This is a genomic window from Pseudomonas rustica (assembly GCF_018336155.1).
GTDB lineage: Bacteria > Pseudomonadota > Gammaproteobacteria > Pseudomonadales > Pseudomonadaceae > Aquipseudomonas > Aquipseudomonas rustica.
Genome location: NZ_JAGYHF010000006.1, coordinates 215,437 through 230,164, shown reverse-complemented (window position 1 = coordinate 230,164; position 14,728 = coordinate 215,437). Strand labels below are relative to the sequence as shown.

The window sequence follows — 14,728 nt, the reverse complement described above, 5'->3', positions numbered from 1 at the left end:
GGGATGGATATTGGCAGCCGAAGATAGTGTAAAGGCCGTCACGACTGACTCCCCTTGGGCGGTTTTTCTGGTGTTTCTGCGCCTAGGGCTCACCTCCTTCGGAGGCCCGATTGCACATCTAGCTTACTTTCGCGAAGAATTTGTCGCTCGACGCCAATGGCTGAGCGAGCGTAGTTATGGGGATTTGATTGCTCTGTGCCAGTTCTTACCGGGGCCCGCCAGTAGCCAGGTTGGAATAGGTTTAGGACTATCTCGTGCCGGGGTTCCTGGAGCAGTAGCTGCGTGGGCAGGCTTCACATTGCCTTCGGCAACAATCCTGGTTTTATTCGCTCAGGGCATGTCCTCGTGGGGACGGGCTCTTCCGAGCGGTCTTTTACATGGTCTTAAAATTGTTGCAGTGGCTGTCGTTGCTCAAGCCGTCTGGGGAATGGGCCGTAGTCTTTGCACTGATGCCCCTCGAATAGCCGTCGCCGTGTTTGCTGCTTATGCTGCACTGCTTTGGCCGCATGCTTGGGGGCAGATTGGCGTGATTTTCTTCGGTGCCGTCATAGGATTGATGCTCTTCAAAACCCATCAGAGCCAAACTACGGAGTCTTTGCCGATATCGGTGAGCAGGAAAGTCGGTGCGGTGTTATTGCTGCTGTTCTTCGGCCTGTTAGCTGGCTTGCCATTACTGGTTCAAGTGTGGCCCTCTCAAGCGTTAGCTGTGGTAAACGTCTTTTTCCGTACTGGGTCATTAGTTTTCGGAGGTGGGCACGTTGTGCTGCCGTTGCTTCAGTCAGCTACCGTACCGAACGGATGGGTAGCCAATGACACGTTTCTTGCCGGATATGGTTTAGCACAGGCCGTACCAGGCCCGCTTTTTACATTCGCAGCATTTCTTGGCGCGTCCATGAATGCCCAACCTTCTGGTTGGCTCGGGGCTACCGCGTGCGTCGTTGCAATTTTTGCTCCTTCGTTCTTGCTCGTAATCGGCGTGTTGCCATTTTGGGAGCAACTGCGGAAAAGCTTACGCACCCAAGCCGCACTTTCAGGCGTAAACGCAGCAGTTGTAGGTCTTCTCCTGGCAGCCTTGTATAATCCAGTCTGGACGAGCGCCATATTGACTCCTACAGACTTTGGCTTGGCGCTGATAGCGCTTGTGGCTTTGATGTTCTGGAAGGTTCCTCCATGGTTGGTCGTCCTGGTGGGAGGTCTTCTCGGATGGTTACTCAGCATAGAGTTTTGAGGTCGGTTAAACAGATATGTGCTTGCCTCGAATTTTGGGTAGTCGCTGTGCCCACAATTTTTGCGACCGCGCTCAAGCAGACGTTGACTGCAACACACTGTTAAGCTCAGCGTGAGTGACTCCAGCGATCCTCCAACTCAGCCTGCTCATCAATCCCAGATACGTTCTACTTCTACAGGATGGCAATCCCACGGCGGATATCAAAGAGTCGAGCTACCGGTGCTCCGCAGGCCCGGAGCACCTAAACCCCACTTGAAAGTTGCGAACTACCTGATAAAAATTGATAGTTTATGCACGTAACGCTCCAGTAAAGAGGGCTATAACTACATTTGAAACTGCTTTACCAGCCTGTTCAACTCGACCGCTAGTTTTGTGAGTTCGGACGTTGCAATAGCTGTCTGACTTGAGCCCTCTGCCGCTTGATTTGAAAGATCACGGATACTCACCAGGCTGCGATCTACCTCCCTTGCAACCTGAGCCTGCTCCTCCGATGCGGTCGCAATCAAAACGTTGCGCTCAGTAATATTGTCGATAGATTCGGTAATCTCCACCAACGCGGAACCAGCGCCTTGAGCAGTGTCCAGTGTTTTCTGGGCTTGGGTGTTTGTGTGAGTCATTGCAGACACAGCAGACCCAGTGCCTTTTTGAATTGAGCTGATCATCTGCTCAATTTCACTGGTTGATTGCTGAGTACGATGAGCTAAAGCTCGGACTTCATCAGCGACTACTGCGAAGCCTCGACCCGCCTCACCCGCACGAGCGGCTTCGATAGCCGCATTCAACGCAAGAAGATTGGTTTGTTCGGCGATAGCGCGTATCACATCCAAAACCTTGCTGATGTCGGTGGCCATTACGGCGAGCCCTTGTACCTCTTGGGATGCGTCTTCAACATTTGCGACCATCAGGCTGATGGCCTGCACGGTTTCATCGACGCGTGCACGACCAGCCAACGCGGCGGAGTTGGATCGATTGGCTGCTTCAGAGGCTTGCGAGGCATTTCTAGCTACCTCTTCTACCGCTGCACTCATCTCAGTGACGGCAGTGGCTGCCATTTCAACTTCGTTATTTTGACGCAGCATGCCTTTATTTGCGTCTTCGGTGACAGCATGCATTTCTTCAGACGTCGAAGCCAACTGGTTGGAGGAATCAGATATCAAAGAAAGGGTATTTCGTAGACCATGCTGCATTACACTTAAAGCTCGCATAAGTCTAGCCACCTCATCGTGTCCTTGAGCTTCGATAACTCCGGTGAGATCGTTTTTAGCAATGCGCTCGGCAATAGCTAGTAATTGGCTGATCGGGCTGGTAATACTCCGGGTGTACATCAAGGCCAGTGCAATAGCTGCCAAGGTACTTATCAATATAAATGCCCCAACGATTAACTTAGCTTGCTCATAAGTTTGACTCGCCTCCTCCCCGGCTCGTTTAGCTTTGTTATTATTAACGTCTATCATTTCTTCGATATGGCCTTCAACAGCATCAGCAGATTGTTTCATCGACTCGCTGGAAAGCTTGACTGCCTCATCTAAACTTCCTGAGGAAATTAGAGATAAGTATTGATCTTGAACAGTTTGATAGCTGGCAAGGCTTTTTGAAAGCTCATCAATTTTCTGCTTGCCTATCGGGGTTACGATTAGAGGTTGCAAATTCGTCAGCGAATTCTGGATATTAACTCTAGCCTTATTTAATTCCTCTAGAGCTTGAGTTTTGCGACTTGCGGGCTCTACAGGGTTGCGCAACCGTGCGTTGCTACCTCTGATGCTTACAAACTCCCTGTCAATTATCCCAAGTATGGATATGCTGGGAACAACATTCGTTTCAACGAAACTTTCAGAATCCTTCAAACTTGACGTCTGCTTAAGGGCGATGATCCCAAGTGCAATAATCATAAGGCAAAAGAAACCAAAGCATAGAGCCGAGCGCGGAGCAAGGTTGAGTTTGCGCAGTATCATAATTAGAGCCTCGTGTGAATTATCAGCAATGTCGTCAATCGCCACGCGAGCTTGAGCACCGTTCGTCGGGCAATTCAATGTAGCTCGAGAAGGCTGGCCTTCTATTTTAGATATTATGTTTCTGAATGTGAGCATTGAGGATTTATGCGGAGGCGTCGACCGAAATAGGATTTAGGGCATGCTTCATTTGAACATATAGAAATTTTAAATTAGCGCTTACCAAGTAATAACCTAGTAAATCATTTATAGGGTATTCGCATTGCATATGAGTGCTTTCGCCATCACCCAGTGAGGTATTTTCACTTGCTTCACTATATTCAGAGCGGCGAGTGTTAATTCGATCAATGTAGACCAGGCAAGCTCCGCCCAATCTCCATAAGCCACCATTCACAGATCAAATGAGGCGACACTTCGAATTTCATACACGACGACTTTGGCGTCATTACCAGCGATTCGTAGATTGCCCAGATGATGGAGCGTTGGAGCAAACCCAGTAAACAATATGATGGTATCGAAAAGCGTCTCGTAGTTCGATGTGCACTCTCCGGTTGGGGATGGGTTTGAGGGGAAATTATTGAGTTGATTCACTAGGCTGATACGTTGATCTCGTTGATTGCTGGGCAAGCGGCTCTAAAGGCTACTAAGAAGAAATGCAAGTATGTGGACGTAGTTCCGACCAAATCGTTGCAGACGCCCCATCTGCCCTACTTAGGCGAATGGCAGCGCCCGTAACATTTCTCTATCTCGAGCATGTCCAAGGCTGATCTAAAAAGGGTAATGTTCAGCTTTCGAATCAGGGACGACATACATGGCTTTGAAAATCCGTACGGCGGCGGTAGCAGATGCTGTAGCCATACAGCGCATTTACGCCCCCATCGTTTCTAAAACAGCGATCTCCTTCGAAGAGATTCCGCCAAGCGCTGAGGAAATCGCTCAGCGAATAGCTACAACGCTTCAGACATATCCCTACCTTGTGGCCGAAGACGGTGGGGAGATCAAGGGCTACGCCTATGCCAGCCAGCACCGCGCACGTCCGGCCTACAGGTGGGCGGTGGACGTGACGGTATACATAGCTGAATCGGCTCGCCGACAGCGCGTTGGCCGTAAGCTTTATGAGACTTTGCTTCCTATACTTGAAAAACAGAGATTTCGCGCAGCTTACGCTGGAATTGCTCAGCCCAATGAAGGCAGTGTGGGTCTGCACGAGTCGCTGGGATTCGTCCATATCGGTACATATCCGGAGGTTGGCTTCAAGCTTGGGAAATGGCACGACGTCGGCTACTGGCGGCTCGGACTGTGCCAGGCAACTCCGCCACTGGAGCCTATTCTCTTCCCCCAGCTGGAAGTCGCATTACAGTAGGCTCACTCGATTTGCGTTGCGAGCCACTAGGATTCGCTTATGAGATAGCTTTGCACTTGCTTGACTACATCTCGAGCGGTGCGGGTTACTCCGATCAATGTCGCAGAGGCGAGCCCCGTCCAATCGCCGTAACCCACCAGCCACAGATTGGGTGAAGCAACACTCCGGTTTTCGTTCACAGCCACTTTGCCATCCTGGCCTACAATGCCCAAGCTGTTTAGGTGGTCGAGCGCTGGGGAAAACCCAGTGCACCAGATGACGACATCCGCCGTTGTTTCGCCTCCTGATGACCAGACAACGCCTGTTGAAGTGAAGTGCGTGAATGGCCGTACTGCGCTCAATACACCGCGTTCACGAGCGTCCTTCACCGATGGCACCATTACGATGTCGCCCAGCCCCCCAGCGGGTTGTTCAGGCTCCACACCTTCCTGTTGCGCCTTCAATCGAGCAGTAGCTCGTTCGAACAGGACGCGCCCATCAACCTCATCAGGTAGAAACTTTGGAGCCTCTTGAGTCACCCAGGTTGCCTGAGCCACTTTAGATACCTCGGCGTAAATCTGGGCTCCCGAGTTGCCGCCACCCACGACAAGGACGGTTTTCCCCTCAAACTCATCCGGCCCAACGTAATGAGCGGAATGAAGCTGCTGCCCTACGAACAACTCCTGTCCGGGATAGCTTGGGGTAAATGGGCGGCTCCAGGTGCCTGTTGCACTGATAACTGCTTTGGCATCCCAGTATCTATCCCCGGAGACAACCCGTAATCCTTCTTCGATTTTCTCGACACGGGTCACCCTGGTGGATCGGATGATGGGGAAGTCATATCGACGCTCGTACAGAGTCAGATAGTCGATAACATCATCACGTTGAGGCGTTTCTTCTGATACGGCAGGCATCGGCCAGCCCGCAATCGAGCTCCACGCCGATGGAGAGAAGAGTCGCAGCGAGTCCCAGCCATGCCGCCAGGCTCCTCCTGGTGCCGACTCCGCATCGAGCAGCACGTAAGACAAGCCTGACCGCTTCAAAAAATAGGCGACTGTGAGCGCTGATTGACCACCGCCAATGACCACAACATCAAGTTTCGAATTCTGACTCACCAGCATCCTCCAGGCTCAATCGCGGCACCTCACCGTCGTCGTATCAGACTCTGCGACCGTGCTCATCAATGACCACTTGGCCGTCCTCTTTGGCGAAACTCCCATGCTGCTCTTGCGGTAACAAATCGAGCACAGCTTCTGACGGACGACACAAACGCGTCCCCAAAGGCGTCACGACGATGGGGCGATTGATCAGGATAGGGTGAGCCATCATGGCATCGATGAGCTGTTCGTCCGTCAGCGAAGCTTCACCCAATCCCAGCTCTTCGTACGGAGTTCCTTTGATACGCAAAAGAGCCCGCACCCCGATACCCATATCCCCGATGAGCCTTGCAAGTGTGGTGCGATCAGGCGGGGTCTTCAGGTACTCGATAACCGTCGGTTCTTCCCCGCTGTTACGGATCAACTCCAAGGTGTTGCGAGAGGTGCCGCATTCTGGGTTGTGGTAGATCGTGATCTGGCTCATATCGCTTCCTCGTAATGACGTTAGATGGAGCGCTGGTTGACGCGTTTGGAAAGCTCTTCGGCGGACTCTTTACGCTCGGAGTACCGATCAACCAAATAATCCTGGCGATCCCGCAAAAGCAGGGTGAACTTCATCAGCTCTTCCATCACGTCCACGAGACGGTCGTAGTACGAGGACGGCTTCATACGACCTGCCTCGTCGAACTCGGTAAATGCCTTGGCAACCGAAGATTGGTTTGGGATGGTGAACATCCGCATCCATCGGCCCAGTACGCGCAGCTGATTAACCACGTTGAAAGATTGCGAGCCACCGCATACCTGCATCACTGCAAGGGTCTTTCCTTGCGTAGGTCGTACAGCACCTATCGCCAGCGGAACCCAGTCAATTTGGGCTTTGAATACTGCACTCATGGAGCCGTGACGCTCAGGGGAGCACCATACCTGCCCCTCAGACCATTGCATCAGCTCGCGCAGCTCAGCGACCTTGGGATGTGTGTCGGGAGCGTCATCCGGCAGCGGCAGACCCGCTGGGTCAAAGATCTTGGTTTCAGCACCAAACTCATTCAGCAGGCGTGCCGCCTCTTGCGTGACTAATCGGCTAAATGAGCGTTCTCGCGTTGATCCATACAGCAGAAGAATGCGAGGTTTATGGAGCGAAGGCGTGCGAGGCGACAGTTGCTCCAGCGACGGAATGTCGATCAGGTCGGCGTGTACGTTCGGCAATGTGTCTTGCATATAAACTCCTAAGGCGGCGCCTGGTTGGGTGCCGCCTCGGTTGATCTTTAAAGCGAACCGATGCGGTTCAGTTCAGCTTTCAACTGTTCAGCGCTGATGGTCTTCAGTGGCAGCGCAAGAAACGCGCTCACGCGCTCGTGAATTTTGGCGAGTGTGGTTTCAAACGCTGCGGTGATCTCGGCTTGCGAACCGCTAGCGTCAGACGGGTCGGCCAGACCCCAATGCGCCTTCAAAGCTGGCCCAAAGAAGATTGGGCATGCCTCACCCGCTGCCCGGTCACAGACAGTGATCACGATGTCTGGAGGTGAGCCTTCAAAAGCATCCGAAGCCTTGCTGCTCAAGCCCGCCGTGGAGATACCCGCCGCCTCCAGCGTTTGCAATGCCCGTTGATTCACCCGGCCACTGGGAAAGCTTCCTGAGCTGACTGCTTCTACACCCTCGGGCGCCAAGTGGTTGAAAAGCGCCTCGGACAGAATGCTGCGGCAGCTGTTGTGGGTGCACATGAACAAGACTTTCATCAGACGATTCCTTGATTCAGAAACTGAGGCGCAGTGCCAGGGCGGACAATGTGGCGACGAGGATGGGTACGGTCAGCACGATCCCAGTCTTGAAGTAGTAACCCCAACTGATCGTTATGTTTTTCCGGGCGAGCACGTGCAGCCACAACAGAGTTGCCAAGCTCCCAATTGGAGTGATCTTCGGGCCCAAATCGCAGCCGATGATGTTGGCGTAAACCATCGCTTGCTGGACTACACCATCGACTTCAGCGGCATGAATGGATAAGGCACCTACCAGAACGGTGGGCATGTTGTTCATGATCGAAGACAGCAACGCTGTTAGCAGCCCTGTACCAAGGGACGCGCCCCAAACGCCATAACCGGCGAACACGTTCAGGATCTGTGCAATGTGGTCGGTCAGACCGGCGTTCTTCAGACCATAAACAACCAGGTACATACCCAAAGAAAAGATCACTACCTGCCATGGCGCCTCTTTGAGTACCTTGCTTGTATTGATGGCGTGACCACGAGCCGCGATGATGTAAAGAATGAATGCACAGACTGCTGCAATGGCGCTGATTGGCACCCCCAGTGGCTCAATGACAAAGAAGCCGATCAGGAGTAGTGCCAACACCCACCAGCCAGCTACGAAAGTGGCCCGGTCGTGGATTGCCTCGTCCGGATTGTCCAGTTGGTTGAGGTCATACGTCTTTGGTAAATCCTTGCGGAAAAACCATAACAGCATGGCTAATGTCGCCGCCACGCTGACGATGTTTACCGGCACCATGATCGAAGCATATTCGTTGAAGCCGATATCGAAGTAGTCGGCAGAGACGATGTTGACCAGGTTGGAAACCACCAGCGGTAAGCTCGCCGTATCGGCGATAAAACCAGCTGCCATGACGAATGCCAAAGTGGCCGCAGGAGAAAAACGCAACGCCAGCAACATCGCGATCACAATGGGTGTGAGGATCAATGCTGCTCCGTCATTGGCGAACAGGGCCGACACCGCTGCGCCCAGCAGGACGATAAATGCGAACAGCTTGCGGGTGCTCCCGCCTCCCCATCGGGCCACATGCAGCGCAGCCCACTTGAAAAAACCTGCCTCATCAAGCAGCAGACTAATGATGATGACCGCGATGAAAGTCCCAGTGGCATTCCAGACAATGCGCCAAACCTCTGGTATGTCGGCAAGGGTAACGACACCTGCCAGCAACGCCACGATGGCACCGAACATCGCACTCCAGCCCACCCCAAGCCCCTTGGGCTGCCAGATGACAAGGACGATGGTGGCGATAAAGATCAATACGGCAATCAGCATTTCATTAATCCGGTTGGGCGTGAATCAGCTACACACGGCTTGGTTGATCGGACGGTCGTTCATGCCGCAGAGGCGCTTAGCCTCGGTTTCCAGCCATTGCTGATTGGCGTCTACCACTTCCTTCAAAACTGCAGTCACCCACGTGGGCAAATCAGGATTCAGCCGGTAGTACACCCATTGGCCTTGGCGACGATCCAACAGCAAACCGGCAGAGCGCAGCAGCGCCAAATGACGAGAAATCTTTGGCTGACTCAGGTCGAGTGCTGCCGTTAGCTCGCAAACACACAGCTCACCTTCACTCACGACAAGCAGCGAAATTTTTGCTCGGGTGTCATCCGCCAGGCACTTGAATAAGGTGGTGGGGTTCATAGGTTCTGTCACAGATCCTCCAGGTGTTTGGTCTTGACCAAAACGAAGAGCTTGATGCGCTCGTGGATGTCGTGGAGCGTGTGGCGAAATGCGCCAGGATCATCGCTGGTTACTGGGTCAGGAAAATCCCAGGCAATGATTTCACCTGCATTAGGCATTGGTAGGCACTCGCTTGCGGATTTATCACAAAGAGTGATTACGTAATCGAATCGATCAGCTTGAAACTCGCTGAGGGACTTGCTGCGCAGGCCCGTTGCATCGGCTCCAACTGCCTCCAATGCCTGAGTCGTGCGCGGATCAACCTCAGACGGTTCAGACCCTGCGCTGAAGGCCTCGAAGCGCGGGTCGGTGTGCCGCAGCAAAGCCTCTGCAAGCAAGGAGCGGGCTGAGTTGGCAACGCACACGAAAAGCACTTTGATAGCAGGGCTCATTGTGGAACTCGACGCATATGGAAAATCGAATATACGCTTTGGCGAATATTCGGTAAAGCGAATATGATGTCTGCTGTTTCGGCATGTGCTCTAACGTTCCATGCGTGTCGGCATAACGGTGATCAGAGGAGGGAGGGGGTATGATGATCCAGGCAACGGAAATAGCCGGAGGGCAGTCGCAGCGCTTTCGCGATGCACTGAAATCTGCTGACCTTCCAGCAGGCGATATTGATCTTCCAGGCCGAACCTTTTTTGAGTTCACACTGGATAGCGAGACGGTCGCATGGGGAGGATTCGAAACGCATGGTACGGACGGGTTGTTGCGTTCTCTGGTCGTAGTGTCGACATTCAGATCGAAGGGGGTCGGTGTCGCGGTGCTTCGGGTCATTGAAGCGAAAGCCGCCGAGCAGGGAATCGCTCGATTTCATTTGCTGACAACAACTGCTTCAGGCTTTTTTAAGCAGCAGGGCTATGCAGTAAATCAACAAGGCTCTGCGCCACCTCTTATTTCTCAGACGGAGCAGTTCAGGGGGCTTTGCCCTGGCTCGGCTTGCTACATGTGCAAAGCATTATCTGCGAATGCACGAAAGTAGCTGATCACCTTGGTGATGGCTTTTAGCCTCGATGCCAGCTAGATTTAAAGCTTTCTACGATCAAGGAAGGATATGAAAAAGCTCATCGCAGTAATGGGTGTGTGTGTCGCGCTCGGCGGTTGCGCTACGTCCCACTACACCGCAGGACGAGACTTTCCGTCGGCCAGTGTAGCTAGCATCACCAAAGGCAAAACGACGACTACCGAGTTGAAGTCCCTGTTTGGTGAGCCCTACGCCAAGAGCGCAGTCAGCGAGACTGACGAAAAGTGGATCTACACCTACACCAATGGCTCAGCCCATGCTCAAAGCTACGTGGTCACCATGAAGGTGACGACTAGGGGCACCCAGAAAACTCTCGACGTCTTGATCCGAAATGACGTGGTCATCAACTACACGTTCAGCGAAGGCCCCGCTCCAGGCAGTACCACTGCGACGAACTAAGTTCGCCACCTTGCCATTGGGCGACCCACCGCACTCAGTACGTTGTTGATGGAGCAAGCTCATGGACAGAACGTATGCATTCGTGGATGAGTCCGGGAATTCCGACCTTGATACGTCAAAGGGAGGAAGCTCGGGCTTCTTCATCGTGTGCTCCATTCTGGTGGCAGAGAAAGATCTGGAAGCTGCTTATGCCCAAGCTGAAGCACTCCGCATGCGTCATTTTCAAACAGGCGAGATCAAATCTAGCAATCTGAAGCCCAAAGATTCAGATCGCCGTGCCCGAATCCTCAACGAGCTAGCTGAGCTGCCATTCAAGCTCTATTTCACCGTCGTTGATAAGTCTCGAATTCACAAAGACGGCGGCCTCCGTATCAAGACCTCGTTCATAAAATACGTGAACGGGTTGCTCTATGAACGTTTGTTCCGCGCATACCCTGACCTCCAGATGGTCGTAGACGAACATGGTGGCCAGGAATTTCAGGAGAGCCTCAAAAGCTACGTTGCAGAACGATTCGTGGACGACCTATTTGGCGATAAGGATGCCTTCCAGACGATGGCCAGTAAGGACAACGTCTTGGTTCAGGTTGCAGATTTTTTTGCTGGCTCAGTCGCTCAGATCTACGAAGAGAAAGCATCGGAAGAAGCAGTTCTTGCCTACAAAAAGATTCTACGAAGCCTGACCCTTGGAATGCTTGAGTGGCCATCCAAGTACCAGTCTCTTCTGCCGCCGCCGGCGGATGAATCTGGGTATGCAGACTACCAGGTACACCAAGAAGCTCTCCGCCAGGCTGACCTTTTTAGCGAACGGGCTGGTGAGCACCCTAATGAGGATGAGCGCCTGCAGCTGAGCATCTTGCGGTTCCTGAGATTCCAAAGCGAATTCGTCACCAAAGACTACGTGCCAACCGCAGAAATAGTCGGCCACCTAAAAGATAGCGGCTTCGGAGATATCAACGACCAGAGGATCCGCTCCAGCGGCATCGCCAAGCTTCGCGATTCGGACGTGATTATCACAAGCGCGGCCAAAGGCTACAAAATTCCTCAGACACGGGCTGACATCAACGAGTTTCTGGAAAGGGCGTCAGGCATAGTCGTCCCTCTGCTGGAACGTGTCAAAAAGGCTCGAGAGGTGTATCGGCTGAGTAGTCGAGGAGAATATGACATCGTGACTGCAGCCAACCTGACTGAGCTTGCCAAGCTGCTCACTGCGCTCGAGGCGTTTGCAGATGACTGAGCTCAGTCATGGCAACGAACCTCAGCAGGCTGCATTGATCCAGGATGAAATCCTAGAGATCTTGAAAGAGGCCAGGTGCTCGCGCGTAGATTCTATCGCCTGACCGGCAAGCCGCTGGGCGTGACAGGCGAGATCGCAGAGTACGAAGCTGCCACTAGACTCGGCCTGTTACTACATCCTGCAAGGCAGGCAGGTTACGACGCTACAGAGACGCTGGAAGTTGGCGTCGCGAGAATCAAGATCAAGGGGCGCTGTATCCTGAACCCGCAAAAGATTACGGGCCGTATGGGTGCAATTGATCTACGACAACCCTTTGATACTGTGCTCTTGGTACTGCTTGATTCTGAGTTCAACGCATTTGCAATGTACGAAGCAAGTCGTGCCAAGGTAGAGGCAGCGCTGACCGTGCCTGGGTCGAAAGCCAGAAATGAACGTGGTGCGTTGGCTATTAGGCAATTCATGTCGATAGCTACGTTGCGCTGGGCTCGCCATGAGCCTAGCGACTAAGAGTATTAACCGCCGTCTGGACGCAGAATGCTGTGGATATGCCCCGTGTGACGAGCCAGGCTAATGTCCCTAATACGGCACATTAACCACAATTTTTAGGCTTAATGACCCTATTTGGGCACATTAAGCTGAGCGACGGAATGCAGACTACGATGAGAGGAAGGCTTCACATCCCTCACCAGCTGCGACCTGCACCATGACTGCTCAGCTGGCATCTCACCTAACCAAACAACACCAGACCGAAGCCTGATTTCAAGGTGCGCGGTTAGATAGCTTGCATCCAATCCAATGTGCTTCGGGAAACGGGATGCTCTTGATCAATCATCTCCGGTTGCCAGCTACGGATAACTTTGGGAGCCCAGGAGGGCCGGTTACTGACTGCTTTTTTTGCTAGCATCTGGATCTCAAGTTTGGGGGGATCTGATGCAAATGCAAGGTGATTGGGAAGTGTTGCTCAACGGCGACCCGCAGGAGATCAGGCAGCTTTGCACATGGGGGCACAGCATCAATTACTTCAGGCTCTGGGGGGGAGTAGATGACTGGAACGACTGCCCTAACGACGACTTCCGATTTAATTCAAATCTGTTCGAGGGTCAAACTCAGGAAGGAGTCTGGCAGATCACCTATGAGCTTTTGAGTCTTTTCAATGGTGCATCGACGCTGTTGGAGCGCGAACCATACAAGCTGAGTATCTACAAGATCCTGCTTGAGGGGGGCGAGCTCGCTAGGCAAGAAAAAAGGAACATTCCGGGGATGCTTACCAAGCCTGCTGTCTCCAGCCAAGCTTGGGCCGATGATCTCAGGAAGGCTCTTGGCACATCACAGAAAATCAGCCTTATGATGCTGGCCGCTGAGCATGAGGATATTTACCTCTTCCTCAAATTTCTCGACCAAGACAGCAGTTGGATCACCTACTACAAGATACTGGACACTCTTGAGACATGGGAAAGGCGGAAGGGTCTAAAGGCTTTTAGAAGCAAGCGAAAAGAGAAGAAATTCACCTGTTCAGCCAACAATTTCAGTTTGAACGGGTTCGATGCTAGGCACGGCTTTCAAGAAATGATGCAACAGCCCGCGCAGGTATCAATGACGATTGATGAAGGCCATCAGTTCATCACGGGTCTTGTCAAAGACTACCTTCAGCAAGCTCATCCCCAGTTCGTAAAGTTTAGATGACTCAGGAAGCCGGTCTACCGGGCCGGTTTCTTGTTACGACGGGAAGCGTCGATGGTGTCTCCCGTGGACAGGATCGAAGCGCTCACACAGCCCTTCAGCGCATTGGCAGAATCTGCTGCGTGGAACGCTCACGAAAGGTCGATCACTATCTGCTGGCTGTCGGCCAGAAGATAGGTAAATCCGGTAAAGAGGGGCCATTTTTTGTGAGCAGAGATGTGAGTGAGGTTGTTTTGAATGGCCAGCTTTCAGCTGGCCACTTCCTCATTGATTTCAGAACTCGTGCTCAACATCATCGAAGAAGTTTGGGTCTAACTCGTACTCCAGAGAGCCGAATCGCGCAAGCAGGTCTGCTCTCAGCTCGCCTTCAGCTTCCGGTTCGAGATTGATCCAGTAGCTATATACGAGCCCGTCATCCGATTCGTTAGTCGTGATCTCTGCTCCGGACAAAAGCTCGGCGTCATCGACAGATATCCCCAGCTCAATAGCAAGCGCTTGAGCCATGGACATCCGGTTACTACTCCGGGCTTCTTCCACGGTTGCCCAATACTCCTGCTCAGATCTACGGTCGCGGTCAGCATCAGATTCACCGCTGGAGATGACCACACCTTTCTCAGCAAGCAGCCATATACCATCACGGCGTAGCAATTCGACCGTGGCTTTGAGATAGAACGCTGCACCGTGATACATCCTCTCCTGATCTTGCTGCCCCTGGTAGGTCAGGGAAACCTCTAAAGAAAGCTTCCCGGTTGCGTCGCTGTAGTCAGCGGTTTCAACTTCAAGAGCATCAATAGTGAATCCACTCGCATTGGTATCCGCAATCGCGCCGGAGAGCTGATCCTCCAATTCTAGATCCAGGTTGGCGTAGACATCATCCTCATGGATCGCTTGGGAAAAGTCTTTGATCCCAAAAACGGCCAACATCAGACGCGGATCCTTGAGGTTCCGTTGGGCGACGACAGAAAACTCATGGTAATCAGCGAAGCCCGCTTTTTGCACAAGGGTTTCTTGAGCGACAGAAAGCTTCAGGCCCTGATCACGAGCAAGCTGTTTAGCTTGGGATTTAAAGATGTTTAGCGGGGAAAAATCAGACATGGCAATGGTTCCTAAATCTACGACGCTTAGGTGTCCGATTGCCTGTTCACCGGGCAGCGTCTGGTTAGGGACATGCCGATGTAAAACTGAAGGGTGTCACAGATGGGCTATTGCTTCGCGAAACAGGCGCCAGGCGACCATCACCGCCTATTGGGATCATAGGTCAGAGGAAATAGCCCCGCAATACCCCGCCCGAATGTTTTCAATGGACGGTTTTTTAGCGTCACCTACTG

General features: G+C 52.7%; 16 protein-coding genes and 1 pseudogene. 7 read left to right on the top strand and 10 right to left on the bottom strand.

What is annotated here, in order from left to right; all coding sequences use genetic code 11:
• Nucleotides 1-7: 7 nt before the first annotated feature.
• Nucleotides 8-1,228: a chromate efflux transporter gene (gene chrA / locus KFS80_RS13565; protein WP_372242223.1), complete on the top strand. Its 1,221-nt coding sequence runs from the start codon at nucleotides 8-10 to the stop codon at nucleotides 1,226-1,228.
• A gap of 323 nt (nucleotides 1,229-1,551) precedes the next feature.
• On the opposite strand, the gene KFS80_RS27405 is transcribed toward chrA, so the two are convergent.
• Together KFS80_RS27405 and KFS80_RS27400 are read right to left on the bottom strand one after the other, a co-directional pair.
• Complete coding sequence (locus KFS80_RS27405) at nucleotides 1,552-2,280, bottom strand: methyl-accepting chemotaxis protein (protein ID WP_442968582.1); 729 nt, start codon at nucleotides 2,278-2,280, stop codon at nucleotides 1,552-1,554.
• Between the two features lie 129 nt (nucleotides 2,281-2,409).
• Nucleotides 2,410-3,180: pseudogene (locus KFS80_RS27400) on the bottom strand (MCP four helix bundle domain-containing protein); the annotation flags it as partial.
• 808 nt (nucleotides 3,181-3,988) lie between these two features.
• Here KFS80_RS27400 and KFS80_RS13555 point away from each other — a divergent pair.
• Nucleotides 3,989-4,540 (top strand): arsinothricin resistance N-acetyltransferase ArsN1 family B, encoded by a 552-nt coding sequence (locus KFS80_RS13555; protein WP_131670590.1) that lies wholly within the window; start codon nucleotides 3,989-3,991, stop codon nucleotides 4,538-4,540.
• A gap of 26 nt (nucleotides 4,541-4,566) precedes the next feature.
• Here KFS80_RS13555 and KFS80_RS13550 read toward each other — a convergent pair whose 3' ends face one another.
• Genes KFS80_RS13550 through KFS80_RS13520 form a run of 7 tightly spaced genes read right to left on the bottom strand, consistent with a single transcriptional unit; the run spans nucleotide 4,567 to nucleotide 9,452 of the window.
• Nucleotides 4,567-5,640, bottom strand: coding sequence for an ArsO family NAD(P)H-dependent flavin-containing monooxygenase (locus tag KFS80_RS13550; RefSeq protein ID WP_131670589.1), 1,074 nt, complete (start codon nucleotides 5,638-5,640; stop codon nucleotides 4,567-4,569).
• Nucleotides 5,641-5,677: 37 nt separating this feature from the next.
• Nucleotides 5,678-6,100: an arsenate reductase (glutaredoxin) gene (gene arsC / locus KFS80_RS13545; RefSeq protein WP_131670588.1), complete on the bottom strand. Its 423-nt coding sequence runs from the start codon at nucleotides 6,098-6,100 to the stop codon at nucleotides 5,678-5,680.
• Nucleotides 6,101-6,120: 20 nt separating this feature from the next.
• A complete protein-coding gene (gene arsH, locus KFS80_RS13540; protein WP_131670587.1) occupies nucleotides 6,121-6,834 on the bottom strand; it encodes an arsenical resistance protein ArsH in 714 nt (237 codons plus the stop codon).
• A 47-nt stretch (nucleotides 6,835-6,881) separates the two neighbouring features.
• On the bottom strand, nucleotides 6,882-7,352 hold the full coding sequence (locus KFS80_RS13535) for an arsenate reductase ArsC (RefSeq protein WP_131670586.1): 471 nt from the start codon (nucleotides 7,350-7,352) through the stop codon (nucleotides 6,882-6,884).
• A gap of 16 nt (nucleotides 7,353-7,368) precedes the next feature.
• Entirely contained in the window at nucleotides 7,369-8,652 is a 1,284-nt protein-coding gene (locus tag KFS80_RS13530; protein WP_131670585.1) for an arsenic transporter, read from the bottom strand.
• Nucleotides 8,653-8,676: 24 nt separating this feature from the next.
• The gene (locus KFS80_RS13525) at nucleotides 8,677-9,021 is read right to left on the bottom strand and encodes a metalloregulator ArsR/SmtB family transcription factor (protein WP_007247283.1); all 345 of its coding nucleotides are present in this window, start codon (nucleotides 9,019-9,021) and stop codon (nucleotides 8,677-8,679) included.
• Between the two features lie 8 nt (nucleotides 9,022-9,029).
• A complete protein-coding gene (locus KFS80_RS13520) occupies nucleotides 9,030-9,452 on the bottom strand; it encodes an arsenate reductase ArsC (protein WP_131670584.1) in 423 nt (140 codons plus the stop codon).
• Nucleotides 9,453-9,592: 140 nt separating this feature from the next.
• Here KFS80_RS13520 and arsN2 point away from each other — a divergent pair, with 140 nt between their 5' ends.
• From arsN2 to KFS80_RS13495, 5 genes are all read left to right on the top strand, one after another.
• A complete protein-coding gene (gene arsN2, locus KFS80_RS13515) occupies nucleotides 9,593-10,045 on the top strand; it encodes an arsenic resistance N-acetyltransferase ArsN2 (RefSeq protein WP_131670583.1) in 453 nt (150 codons plus the stop codon).
• Nucleotides 10,046-10,117: 72 nt separating this feature from the next.
• Nucleotides 10,118-10,486, top strand: a complete 369-nt coding sequence (locus KFS80_RS13510) for a hypothetical protein (RefSeq protein ID WP_131670582.1) — start codon at nucleotides 10,118-10,120, stop codon at nucleotides 10,484-10,486.
• Nucleotides 10,487-10,547: 61 nt separating this feature from the next.
• Nucleotides 10,548-11,720, top strand: coding sequence for a DUF3800 domain-containing protein (locus tag KFS80_RS13505; protein WP_131670581.1), 1,173 nt, complete (start codon nucleotides 10,548-10,550; stop codon nucleotides 11,718-11,720).
• Nucleotides 11,721-11,795: 75 nt separating this feature from the next.
• On the top strand, nucleotides 11,796-12,227 hold the full coding sequence (locus KFS80_RS13500) for a hypothetical protein (RefSeq protein WP_227496826.1): 432 nt from the start codon (nucleotides 11,796-11,798) through the stop codon (nucleotides 12,225-12,227).
• Nucleotides 12,228-12,650: 423 nt separating this feature from the next.
• Nucleotides 12,651-13,403: a hypothetical protein gene (locus KFS80_RS13495; RefSeq protein WP_153338151.1), complete on the top strand. Its 753-nt coding sequence runs from the start codon at nucleotides 12,651-12,653 to the stop codon at nucleotides 13,401-13,403.
• A 270-nt stretch (nucleotides 13,404-13,673) separates the two neighbouring features.
• Here the strand turns inward: KFS80_RS13495 and KFS80_RS13490 are convergent, their stop codons facing one another.
• Nucleotides 13,674-14,495, bottom strand: a complete 822-nt coding sequence (locus KFS80_RS13490; RefSeq protein WP_070414817.1) for a hypothetical protein — start codon at nucleotides 14,493-14,495, stop codon at nucleotides 13,674-13,676.
• Nucleotides 14,496-14,728 lie beyond the last annotated feature (233 nt).

Bases quoted from the DNA above. Each gene is read 5' to 3' on its own strand.
- KFS80_RS27405 (WP_442968582.1), bottom strand. From the start codon at position 2,280: ATGGCAGCCACTGCCGTCACTGAGATGAGTGCAGCGGTAGAAGAGGTA.
- KFS80_RS13555 (WP_131670590.1), top strand. From the start codon at position 3,989: ATGGCTTTGAAAATCCGTACGGCGGCGGTAGCAGATGCTGTAGCCATA.
- KFS80_RS13550 (WP_131670589.1), bottom strand. From the start codon at position 5,640: ATGCTGGTGAGTCAGAATTCGAAACTTGATGTTGTGGTCATTGGCGGT.
- arsC (WP_131670588.1), bottom strand. From the start codon at position 6,100: ATGAGCCAGATCACGATCTACCACAACCCAGAATGCGGCACCTCTCGC.
- arsH (WP_131670587.1), bottom strand. From the start codon at position 6,834: ATGCAAGACACATTGCCGAACGTACACGCCGACCTGATCGACATTCCG.
- KFS80_RS13535 (WP_131670586.1), bottom strand. From the start codon at position 7,352: ATGAAAGTCTTGTTCATGTGCACCCACAACAGCTGCCGCAGCATTCTG.
- KFS80_RS13530 (WP_131670585.1), bottom strand. From the start codon at position 8,652: ATGCTGATTGCCGTATTGATCTTTATCGCCACCATCGTCCTTGTCATC.
- KFS80_RS13525 (WP_007247283.1), bottom strand. From the start codon at position 9,021: ATGAACCCCACCACCTTATTCAAGTGCCTGGCGGATGACACCCGAGCA.
- KFS80_RS13520 (WP_131670584.1), bottom strand. From the start codon at position 9,452: ATGAGCCCTGCTATCAAAGTGCTTTTCGTGTGCGTTGCCAACTCAGCC.
- arsN2 (WP_131670583.1), top strand. From the start codon at position 9,593: ATGATGATCCAGGCAACGGAAATAGCCGGAGGGCAGTCGCAGCGCTTT.
- KFS80_RS13510 (WP_131670582.1), top strand. From the start codon at position 10,118: ATGAAAAAGCTCATCGCAGTAATGGGTGTGTGTGTCGCGCTCGGCGGT.
- KFS80_RS13505 (WP_131670581.1), top strand. From the start codon at position 10,548: ATGGACAGAACGTATGCATTCGTGGATGAGTCCGGGAATTCCGACCTT.
- KFS80_RS13495 (WP_153338151.1), top strand. From the start codon at position 12,651: ATGCAAATGCAAGGTGATTGGGAAGTGTTGCTCAACGGCGACCCGCAG.
- KFS80_RS13490 (WP_070414817.1), bottom strand. From the start codon at position 14,495: ATGTCTGATTTTTCCCCGCTAAACATCTTTAAATCCCAAGCTAAACAG.